This is a genomic window from Stenotrophomonas sp. SORGH_AS_0321 (genome assembly GCF_031453215.1).
Classification (GTDB): domain Bacteria; phylum Pseudomonadota; class Gammaproteobacteria; order Xanthomonadales; family Xanthomonadaceae; genus Stenotrophomonas; species Stenotrophomonas chelatiphaga.
The window spans coordinates 19,100-30,000 of record NZ_JAVIZG010000001.1; the positions used below are offsets into that span (position 1 = coordinate 19,100).

Below are 10,901 nucleotides of genomic sequence, written 5' to 3' on the forward strand. Positions count from 1 at the left end.
ACCCCGTTGCCCCGCCGCAACAACGACGTGCTGTACCTGGGCGATACCGGCCGGCTGCCGCAGGACGCGCGCCGCGCGCTGTGCCAGCTGCTGATCGGGCCGAGCATCGACCAGCAGCGCCACGCCAAGCTGTGGCCGGCGCTGCTGCGCAACGAAGCCGCCATCCGCACCTCCCTGTCCGACCTGTTCCTGGAACTGGTGCTGGACCGCGAGAGCGGCGTGGCCTTCACCCGCCAGGCCGATACCGAAGACCTGGATTCGCCGGTGCTGCTGCGGACCTCGCCGCTGACCTTCATCGACTCGGTGCTGCTGCTGTACCTGCGCCAGCAGCTGGGCGAAGCCGATGCGCGCGGCAACCGCGCGGTAGTCGCCGATGCCGAGATGGCCGAAGCGCTGGCGGTGTACGAGAAGAACCTGTCCACCGACCGTGCCGGCTTCAACCGCCGCGTGGCCAGTGCCGTGCAGAAGATGAAGGACAACCACATCCTGACCCGCCTTGCGGGCCAGGAAGACCGCCACGAAGTCTCTCCCGCATTGAAGCTGCTGTTCTCTGCCGAAGATGTCTCCGCGCTGTCGGCGGTGTACCGCCAGCTGCGCGAAACCCCGGCTGCCGAAGCCTGATCCCAGCGAGCACGCCATGGCCATTTCCAAGCACACTCCCGCCCTGTTCACCGAAGGCCTGCCGGACCCGCGCACGCAGCAGTTCCGCATGCGCCGCCTGCAGGTACACAACTGGGGCACCTTCAACGGCCTGACCGAAGTGCCGATCGCCGAGCGCGGCTTCCTGTTCGTGGGCCGCTCCGGCTCGGGCAAGTCGACCCTGCTCGATGCGATGTCCGCGCTGCTGGTGCCGCCGGCCATCGTCGACTTCAACGCCGCTGCGCGCGAAGCCGAGCGCAGTGGCCGCGACCGCAACCTGGTGTCCTACGTGCGCGGTGCCTGGGCCGACCAGCAGGATCGCGGCACCGGCGAGATCGCCACCCAGTACCTGCGCAAGGGCGCCACCTGGACCGCGCTGGTGCTGGAATACCGCGCCGGCGATGGCCGCGTGGTCAGCCTGGTGCGGCTGTTCTGGATCGCCGGCAACGGCGCCACTGCCGGTGACGTGCGCAAGCATTACATGGTGGCCGAACGCCCGTTCGACATCGCCCGGGACCTCGGCGGCTTCGACCTGGACCTGCGCAAGCTGAAGCAGAAGCTGGCCGACGTGCACCACTTCGACAGCTTCGCCGGCTACGCCGAGCGCTTCCGCCACCTGCTCGGCATCGACAACGAGATGGCGCTGCGCCTGCTGCACAAGACCCAGTCGGCCAAGAACCTGGGCGACCTGAATGTCTTCCTGCGCGACTTCATGCTGGATACGCCGAAGACCTTCGATGCCGCCGAGCGGCTGGTCAACGACTTCGCCGAACTGGATGGTGCGCACCAGGCGGTGGTCACCGCGCGCCGCCAGGTGGAAACCCTGCTGCCGGCGCGCGAGCACTACACCGAACTGAAGCAGATCAAGCGCCGTCGCAGCGACGATGAAGTGCTGAAACTGGGCATCGACAGTTTCCGCGAGTCGCGCCGCCAGCAGTTGATCGATGCGCGCCTGCGCGAACTCGACACCCGCGACCGTGGCCTGCTGGGCGAGGAATCCCAGCGCCGCGCCGCGCTCGACAACCACACCGCCAAGCTGGGCGAACTGGAGCTGCAGCGGCGCCAGCAGGGCGGTGAGCGGATCGAGGAACTGGAACGCGAACAGGGCCGCGCCGAAGCCGAGCGCGACCGTCGCCAGGCCAAGCAGGCGCAGGCCCGCGATGCCGCCGCACAGCTGCAGCTGGCGCTGCCCGAGGATGCACACGGCTTCGCCGCACTGGTGGAACAGGCGTCGACTGAACTGCTGGACCGCAAGCGCGCTTCGTCGGCGCTGGATGATGCGATCAGCGAGCGGCTGGGCGGCCGGCGCGATGACGAGCGCCGCTTCGGCGACGTGCGTGCCGAGCTGGACGCCATGCAGCGCAACACCTCCAGCATCCCCGCGCCGTTGCAGAAGCTGCGCGCGCGGCTGGTGGAAGAAACCGGCCTGCCCGAAGCGGCGCTGCCGTTCGTCGGCGAGCTGATCCAGGTGCGCGAGGATGACCTGCCGTGGCAGGGCGCGATCGAACGCGTGCTGTTCGGTTTCGCGCAGTCGCTGCTGGTCGACGACAAGCACTACAACGAGGTCGCCGACTGGGTGAACCGCACCCACCTCGGCATGCGCTTCACCTACTACCGCGTGCGTCGCAACGACGAAGCGTTCGCGCGTGACCCGTCGCCGCGTTCGCTGCTGCACAAGCTGGAACTGCGCGACCACGTGTTCGAAGGCTGGCTGCGGCGCGAGCTGGGCAAGCGCTTCGACTACGAGTGCGTGGACGCGCGCCAGCTGCGCAACGTCGATCGTGGCATCACCCGCGAAGGCCAGGTCAAGCATCCCGGCGACCGCTTCGAGAAGGATGACCGCAGCGCGGTGACCGACCGCCGCCGCTGGCTGCTGGGTTTCAACAACCGCGACAAGCTGGCCGTGTACGAGAAAGAAGCGCAGGAGCTGGCGAAGCGGATCGCCGGCTGCGACGAAGACGTCGCGCGCCTGCGCGCCCAGCGCGACCTCGACAACGAGCGCCGGCTGGCGTGCCACCAGTTGGCCGGCATCAGCTGGGACGAGATCGACATCGCCACCCCGCAGCAGCGCCTGGCCGACATCGAAGCGACCCTGCTCGACCTGCGCGAAGGCAATGCGGACCTGGAAAAACTGGCCCGCCAGATCGACGCGGCGCGCTCGGACATCGAGCAGGCACGACGCACCTACGAAGACACCCGCGTGGAGCGTGGCCAGCTGGTCAAGGAACGTGACCGCCTGGACCGTGCCCGCCAGCAGAGCCGTGCGCTGGTGCTGCCGACCCTGGGCAGCACCCAGGAAGCCGGCCTGCAGGAACGCCTGGAAGCGTTCGGCGCGCTCAGCCTGGAAACCCTGGAGGCGCACATGCGCCAGGTCAGCAACGCGCTGAACGAATCCCTGTCGTCCTCGCAGCAGGACGTCAACCGGGTCGAGAACCAGCTGCTGGGCTGCTTCCGCCGCTTCGTGCAGGGCTGGCCGGAAGAGTCCGGCGACTTCACCGTATCGGTGGCCTCGGCCGATGATTTCCTGGCCCGGCTGGAACGGCTGGAACGCGACGGCCTGCCGCAGCATGAAGAGCGCTTCTTCGACCTGCTGCAGAACCAGAGCAAGAACAACCTGCTGGCCCTGCAGCGGCACAGCGCCGAAGCGCGCAAGTCGATCGGCCAGCGCCTGGACGAGGTCAACGCCAGCCTGGAACAGGTGCCGTTCAACCGCGGCACCCTGCTGACCATCGAGCTCAGCGACCGCCGCCTGCCGGAAGTACTGGAGTTCCACCAGCACCTGCGCGACGTGCTGTCCCAGCAGCAGACCGAACAGCGCGAACTGGCCGAAGCGCAGTTCGCCGTGCTGCGCCAGCTGGTCACCCGGCTGGGCTCGTCCGAAGGCGAGGACAAGCGCTGGCGTGAGCTGGTGCTGGACGTGCGCATGCACGTGGAGTTCATCGGCGTGGAACTGGATGCCGCCACCCGCCAGCAGGTGGAGATCTACCGCAGCGGTGCCGGCAAGTCCGGTGGCCAGCGGCAGAAGCTCGCCACCACCTGCCTGGCCGCCGCCCTGCGTTACCAGCTCGGTGGCGCCGATGGCCAGCTGCCCAGCTACGCCGCGGTGGTCCTCGACGAAGCCTTCGACAAGGCCGACAACGAGTTCACTGCGCTGGCGATGAACATCTTCGACAACTTCGGTTTCCAGATGGTGGTCGCCACCCCGCTGAAATCGGTGATGACGCTGGAGCCGTTCATCGGCGGCGCCTGCTTCGTGGAAATCAGCGGCCGCCACGATTCCGGCGTCCTGCTGATCGAATACGACGAAGAAGGAAAGCGCCTCAAGCTGCCCGAACGCAGCCGCCAGCAGGCCAACGAACCCGAGCCCGCGGACGCCTGATGGCCGGGGCGGCTCCCGCTCTCCCCGGGATGCGTGCGCGCGGTACCGGGGAGCGCGGCGGGTGGGGCGCTGTGCAGGGCACCGCCCGTCCCGCATGACAGCAGACAACGTCGCGCCATGCGCGAAGCATCAGGCGAACGTATCCCAGCCCATCCGCGCGATCAGCACCACCACCAGGCCCACGAACAATTTGCGGATCAACGGTGTGCCGCCGCGCAACGCCAGCCGCGTGCCGACCACCGAGCCCACGATGTTGGCCACCGCCATCGGCACGGCGAACAGCAGCAGCACGTTGCCGGTCGGCACGAAGAACGACAGCGCAGCGAAATTGGTCGACAGGTTGACCACCTTCGACGCCGCCGAGGCGCGCAGGAAATCCAGCCCGAAGAAGCGCACGAACAGGAAGATCAGGAAGCTGCCCGTGCCCGGCCCGAAGAAGCCGTCGTAGAAGCCGATCGCCGCACCGATCGCCAGCGCGATCAGCAGCTCGCGGCGGCCCACCTCGCGCGGCCGGTGCAGCGCGCCGAAGTCCTTCTTCCACAGCGTGTAGCCCAGCATCGCCACCAGCAGCACCAGCACCAGCGGACGCACTGCATCCTTGGGCAGCAGGCTGACCGCGGTCGCGCCCAGGAATGAAAACACGAACGCGGTGGCGGCCGCGAACAGTACCGGTCGCCACGGGAAGCGCACGTTGCGCGCATAGCGCCAGGCCGCCGCCCCGGTCCCGAAGGCCGAACTGAACTTGTTGGTGCCGAACAGCAGCGCAGGGGAGTGCTGCGGCAGCACCGTGAACAGGCCCGGCAACTGCACCAGTCCGCCGCCGCCGACCGCCGCATCGACCAGGCCGGCAATGAAGGCGATGGCTACCAGCCACCAGAGTTCGGGGGGGATCATGTCCAGCACGGATCAGGCCTGCAATGGGGGGCCGACAGGATACGCCCACGCCGCCGTGGCCCGCCGTGGCCCGCCGTTGCGCGGCGCGCCGGCCATGCAAAAATAGCGGGCATGAGCCAGACCGTCCCCGATACCTGCCCCTGCGACCTCGGCAAGCCCTACGCCGATTGCTGCGGCCGCTGCCATGCCGGCGAACCGGCGGCCGATGCCGCACAGCTGATGCGCTCGCGCTACAGCGCCTACGTGCTGCAGCGTGCCGACTACCTGCTGTCCAGCTGGCACCCCGATACACGCCCAGCGGAGCTGTCCCTGGACGATGCCCCCGGCCAGCGCACCCAATGGCTGGGCCTGACCGTGCAGGAGCACCAGCAGGACGGCGACCGCGCGCAGGTCCGCTTCACCGCGCGCTACCGCATCGGCGGCGGCAGTGCGGTCAGGATGACCGAGCACAGCCGCTTCCAGCGCATCGGCGGAAACTGGTTCTACCTGGACGCGCTGTAGCCGGGCGGGGGCCGGCGCACACGGCACCATGGCGGGCCGATGACGTGGTCCTCACCGCAGCTGACCCAAGCTTCCTGTCGTGAACAGCCTGCTCGCCTCCGCTCCCCTGATCCCGTCCCGCCACGCTGCCCTGGCCGACTTCTATGTCCACGTGCGCCAACGCAGCGTGGCGCTTGCCGCCCCACTCAGCGCCGAAGACGCCATGGTGCAGAGCATGGCCGACGCCAGCCCCACCAAGTGGCACCTGGCGCACACCACGTGGTTCTTCGAACGCTTCGTGCTGGGCGCGCAGCCGGGTCACCAGCCACTGCAGCCCGACTGGAACTTCCTGTTCAACAGCTACTACGAAACCATCGGCCCGGCGCACGCGCGGCCGCAGCGTGGCCTGCTGTCCCGGCCCAGCCTGGAACAGGTGTACGACTACCGCGAACGTATCGACGGGCAGGTGCTGCGCCTGTTGAAGGACCGCGCGCTGACCGATGAAACGCTGGACCACCTGCAACTCGGCCTGCAGCACGAACAACAGCACCAGGAACTGCTGCTGACCGACATCAAGCATGCGCTGTGGAGCAACCCGCTGCAGCCAGCCTACCGCGATGACCTGGCCACGCAGGCCGGCGCCGCCACGCCGCTGCAGTGGATCGACAGCCCGGAGCGCATCGCGTGGATCGGTGCCCCCGCGTGGCCTGCCGATGCCGAGTTCGCGTACGACAACGAATCGCCGCGCCATCGCGTGCTGGTGCCCGCCCACGCGCTGGCCAGCCGTCCGGCCAGCAATGCCGAGTTCGCCGCCTTCATCGCCGATGGCGGCTACCGGCAGGTGCAGCTGTGGATGAGCGAGGGCTGGTCATTGAACCAGGCCCAGCAGTGGCGGCATCCGTTGTACTGGGATGAAGCGCTGGAGCGCGAATACACCCTCGGCGGCTGGCGTGCGCTGGATCCGCACGCGCCGGTCTGCCATATCAGTTATTACGAAGCCGACGCCTACTCCCGCTGGGCCGGTGCACGCCTGCCGACCGAATTCGAGTGGGAAGCGGCCGCCAGCCAGCACCCCGTTGACGGCCATTTCGTCGACGATGATCGCCTGCACCCGTCCGCGCCGCGCGCAGCGGATGGCCTGCAGCAGCTGCACGGCGATGTCTGGGAATGGACCAGCAGCGCCTACGGTCCGTATCCCGGTTTCAGCACCTTCCCGGGCAGTCTCGGCGAATACAACGGCAAGTTCATGTGTGGCCAGTGGATCCTGCGCGGCGGCAGCTGCGCCACGCCGCGCGGCCACGTGCGTGCCAGCTACCGCAATTTCTTCGACCCCTCCGCACGCTGGCAGTTCTCCGGCGTGCGCCTGGCAAAGGCGTTCCGATGAGCATCGTTCCATGAGTACCGTACACGCGGCGCGGCAGGCGCTGACCGACCTGACCCCCAGCCGCGAACGGGTGTTGTCCGACGCCATCGCCGGCCTGTCCGCCACGCCGCCGCGGCTGCCCTCCAAATATTTCTACGACGCCGCCGGGTCGGCCCTGTTCGAGCAGATCACCCGCACCCCCGAGTACTACCCGACCCGGACCGAGCTGGCCCTGCTGGAACAGTCGCTGCCGGATATTGCCGAACGCGTCGGACCGCGCGTACACGTGGTCGAACTGGGTAGCGGCAGCGGGCGCAAGACCGCGCTGCTGCTGGAGGCGCTCGATGCGCCGGTGGCCTATACCCCGATCGAGATTTCGCGCGCGGCCCTGCTGTCGAGCATCGACCACCTGGCGCCGGCCCAGCCGGACATCGAAATGCTGCCGGTCTGCGCCGACTTCACCCAGCCGGTGCAGGTGCCTGAGCCGGAGGAACAGGCTGCACGCCGTCTTCTGTTCTTCCCCGGCTCCACCTTGGGCAATTTCGAACATGACGAGGCGGTAGCGCTGCTGCGCGCGATGCGCCAGACCATGGGCGAAGACGGACTGGCGCTGATCGGCGTGGACCTGCACAAGGACACCGCGACGCTGGAAGCGGCCTACAACGATGCCGCCGGGGTCACCGCCGCGTTCACCCTCAACCTGCTCAAGCGCCTCAACCAGCAGGTCGGCAGCGATTTCGACCTGCAGGCCTTCCACCATCGTGCGCGCTACAGCGTGCCGCGCCTGCGCATCGAAACCCAGCTGGTCAGTGACCGCGACCAGGACGTCACCGTCGGCGGTCATCGCTTCCACTTTGCCGCAGGCGATGCGATCCAGGTGGAGTACAGCCACAAGTACACCGAAGCCAGCTTCCAGCAGTTGCTGGATGCCTCGGGGCTGCAGATCATCGGGCGCTGGGACACGGCCGCGCCGCAACCCGGCTTCGGCCTGCGCCTGCTGCGCCGCCGTTGATCGTCCCGCTGCCGCTATGATGCAGGGGCCATGGCGGCACGGAGGATGACCATGACCACGCGCTCCCTGATGTTGCTGGCCACCCTGATGGCCAGCCCACTGGCGTCCGCGCAGCAGGTCGATCCGGCCTTCGCGTCCTGCCTGTCGACCCTGCAGGCCAGTGCGGCCAGGCAGGGAATCCCGGCCGAGCGCTTCAGCGCCCTGATGGCCGGCGTGCAGCCTGACCCGTCCGTGCTGGAGCTGCTGGATGCCCAGCCGGAGTTCAGCACGCCGATCTGGGATTACCTGGCCGCGCTGGTCGACGAACAGCGCGTGGACGATGGTCGCGCCATGCTGGCCCAGCACCGCGCCCTGCTGCAGCAGGTGTCTGCCGAGTACGGCGTGGACCCGGCCACCATCGTGGCGGTGTGGGGCGTGGAAAGTGATTATGGGCGCGTGTTCGGCAAGCGCCCGCTGCTGCAGTCGCTGTCCACCCTGTCCTGCGCGGGCCGCCGGCAGTCGTTCTTCCGCGGTGAACTGCTGTCTCTGTTGAAGCTGGTGGACCAGGGCGACCTGCACGGCGAGGGGCTGGTGGGGTCCTGGGCCGGTGCGTTCGGGCATACCCAGTTCATGCCGAGCACCTATGCACGCATTGCCGTGGATGGCGATGGCGACGGCCGCCGCGACCTGGTGGGCAGCATCCCGGACGCGCTGGCGTCCACCGCCAACTACCTAAAGCGTGCCGGCTGGCGCAGCGGCGAGCCGTGGGGCATGGAAGTCCGCGTCCCCGCCGGCTTCGCCGCCGCACAGGCCGGGCGCACCCAGCGCCGCGCGCTGGCGGACTGGAAAGCGCTGGGCGTGACCTCCCTGCAGGGCGACGCGATAGCCGTGCCCGGGCTGCCTGCCGATGCGCGCGCGGCGCTGCTGCTGCCGGCCGGGAACACCGGGCCGGCGTTGCTGGTGTTCCGCAACTACGACGCGATCTACAGCTACAACGCCGCAGAAAGTTACGCGCTGGCCATCGCCACGCTGGCCGACCGGCTGCGCGGCGGTGCCGGGCTGGCAACGGCATGGCCCACCGATGATCCGGGCCTGGGTCGCCGCGAGCGCCGCCAGCTGCAGGCGCTGCTGGCCGCGCGCGGGCATGACATCGGCCAGGTCGACGGCATGATCGGCACCGCCAGCCGCCGCGCCATCCAGGCCGAGCAGCAGCGCCTGGGCTGGACGCCGCTGGATGGGCGCGCCGGTCGCCGCATCCTGCAGGCGCTGCAGGCCGAACCCCCCACGGCTGCAGCGCCGGCCGCCAGCCGCTTCACCCTTCCTTCCAACTACAACACGCTGGTGCAGTCGCCAGCGGTGCGGAGTGCTTCCAAGGTGCAACAGATCCAGGGCGTGACCAGTGGCCAGTTCCAGGGGCTCGATGCGTGGCTCATCCAGACCCCGCAGGGCAGCGCGGCGATCAGCGTGTTCGGCGGCCAGCTGCTGTCCTTCGTGCCCAAGGGCGGCAAGGACGTGATGTGGTTGTCGCCCCGACGCGCCGAACTGCCGACGCCGATCCGGGGTGGCAGCCCGGTGTGCTGGCCGTACTTCGGCCGCCAAGGGCAGTCCAATGACGTGCCCGCGCACGGCTTCGTGCGCACCCTGCCGTGGGAGTTGAAGCAGGCGCGCGCGCTGGCCGACGGCAGCATCGAGCTCACCCTGGCGCCGCCGGTGCTGGACAACCTGTCGCTGCGTCTGCAGATGGTGGTGGTGGTCGGGGCGACCCTGACCCAGCGGCTCATCACCGACAACGCCGGCACCGCGCCGGCGACGATCAGCCAGGCGCTGCACAACTATTTCCACGTCGGTGATGCCGGCCGCGTGGACGTGGAGGGGGTGGATGGGCTGGACTACCTGGACAAGTACGAGAACTACGCCCAGGCGCGCCGCCAGCAGGGGCCATGGAACCTGCGCGATCCGCGCGATCCCGGCCGCAGTGACCGCATCTATACGCAGGCCGGGGGCCGCTACGTGCTGCACGACCCGGTGTTGAAGCGCCGCATCACCCTGGAAACCCAGGGCAGCCGCTCACTGGTGGCCTGGAACCCGGGCGCCGAGGCAGCAGCGAAAATGGCCGACGTCGGCGATGGCTGGCGCGACTACGTCTGCCTGGAGGCGGCCAACGCGGGGCCGGACGTGGTGACCATCCCGGCCGGCGGCCGCCACGTATTGCAGCAGACCCTGTCGGTGCAGCCGCTGTAACAGGCCTGCGCGGTCGATCCGCGCAACGCCGTCCCGCTGCCGCCGTCATGGTTGGCAGCCCGGCCTACGCCATTGCCCGCGGCCGCAGCACCAGCAAGGTCACCCCGCCGGCCACCAGTCCCCAGAACGCCGAGCCGATACCCCACAGCGACATGCCGGACGCAGTAACCAGGAAGGTCACCAGCGCGGCCTCGCGGTCACGCTCCACCGCCAGCGCCGTGGCCAGGCTGTTGCCGATGGTGCCGAACAACGCGATGCCGGCCACGCAGGCGATCAGCTCTTTGGGGAAAGCAGCGAACAGCGCCGCGACCGTGGCGCCGAACACCCCGACCACGATGTAGAACGCGCCCGCGGCCATGGCGGCGGTGTAGCGGCGGGCCGGATCCTCGTGTGCCTCGCGGCCCATGCAGATGGCCGCGGTGATCGCCGCGAGGTTCAGCGCGAAGGCACCGAACGGCGCCAGTACCGTGTTGACCACCCCGATCCAGCCGATCAACGGCGACACCGGTGCCTGGTAACCAGAAGCGCGGATCACCGCCACCCCGGGAATGTTCTGCGAGGCCATCGTCACTACGAACAAGGGCAGGGCAACGCTGGCCACCGCCGCCCAGCTCAGCCGTGGCGTGGTCCACACGGGCAGGGCCAGCTGCAGTTCGATGCCCTGCAGGTGCAGCTGTCCGCTGCCAAGCGCCACCACGATGCCCACCAACAGGGTGGCGATCACCGCATAGCGCGGCAGCAGGCGCCGTGCCAGCAACCAGCTGCCGAACATCGCCAGTGCCATCAACAGCTGTGTCTGCATGGACACGAAGACCTCCAGGCCGAAGCGCAGCAGCACGCCCGCCAGCATGCCGGCGGCCAATGCCATCGGGACACGCTGCATCAGCCTGGCAAACACCCCGGAGAACCCGAGC

7 protein-coding genes and 1 pseudogene (1 of these 8 cut by a window edge) are annotated in these 10,901 nt (G+C 69.0%); 6 read left to right on the forward strand and 2 right to left on the reverse strand.

From position 1 onward, the window contains the following. Positions 1-30: 30 nt before the first annotated feature. Together QE373_RS00070 and QE373_RS00075 are read left to right on the forward strand one after the other, a co-directional pair. A pseudogene (locus QE373_RS00070) lies at positions 31-621 on the forward strand (DUF4194 domain-containing protein); the annotation flags it as partial. 16 nt (positions 622-637) lie between these two features. After that, a complete protein-coding gene (locus QE373_RS00075; RefSeq protein WP_309682100.1) occupies positions 638-4,018 on the forward strand; it encodes an SbcC/MukB-like Walker B domain-containing protein in 3,381 nt (1,126 codons plus the stop codon). 129 nt (positions 4,019-4,147) lie between these two features. Here the strand turns inward: QE373_RS00075 and QE373_RS00080 are convergent, their stop codons facing one another. Then, the gene (locus QE373_RS00080) at positions 4,148-4,921 is read right to left on the reverse strand and encodes a TSUP family transporter (protein WP_309682103.1); all 774 of its coding nucleotides are present in this window, start codon (positions 4,919-4,921) and stop codon (positions 4,148-4,150) included. A 102-nt stretch (positions 4,922-5,023) separates the two neighbouring features. On the opposite strand from QE373_RS00080, the gene QE373_RS00085 reads away from it, so the two are divergent. The 4 genes from QE373_RS00085 to QE373_RS00100 all read left to right on the forward strand — a co-directional run bounded on the left by QE373_RS00085 (position 5,024) and on the right by QE373_RS00100 (position 9,987). Then, on the forward strand, positions 5,024-5,413 hold the full coding sequence (locus QE373_RS00085) for a YchJ family metal-binding protein (RefSeq protein ID WP_123700009.1): 390 nt from the start codon (positions 5,024-5,026) through the stop codon (positions 5,411-5,413). Positions 5,414-5,543: 130 nt separating this feature from the next. Then, entirely contained in the window at positions 5,544-6,776 is a 1,233-nt protein-coding gene (egtB, locus tag QE373_RS00090) for an ergothioneine biosynthesis protein EgtB (protein ID WP_309689465.1), read from the forward strand. A gap of 10 nt (positions 6,777-6,786) precedes the next feature. Further along, positions 6,787-7,767 (forward strand): L-histidine N(alpha)-methyltransferase, encoded by a 981-nt coding sequence (gene egtD, locus QE373_RS00095; protein ID WP_057508358.1) that lies wholly within the window; start codon positions 6,787-6,789, stop codon positions 7,765-7,767. Positions 7,768-7,812: 45 nt separating this feature from the next. Next, positions 7,813-9,987: a lytic murein transglycosylase gene (locus tag QE373_RS00100; RefSeq protein WP_309682110.1), complete on the forward strand. Its 2,175-nt coding sequence runs from the start codon at positions 7,813-7,815 to the stop codon at positions 9,985-9,987. A 64-nt stretch (positions 9,988-10,051) separates the two neighbouring features. Here the strand turns inward: QE373_RS00100 and QE373_RS00105 are convergent, their stop codons facing one another. Next, positions 10,052-10,901, reverse strand: partial view of a benzoate/H(+) symporter BenE family transporter gene (locus QE373_RS00105; protein WP_309682113.1) — the 3' portion only. It continues 338 nt past the right edge of the window; the window shows 850 of its 1,188 coding nt (coding positions 339-1,188); the start codon falls outside the window, past its right edge; the stop codon is at positions 10,052-10,054.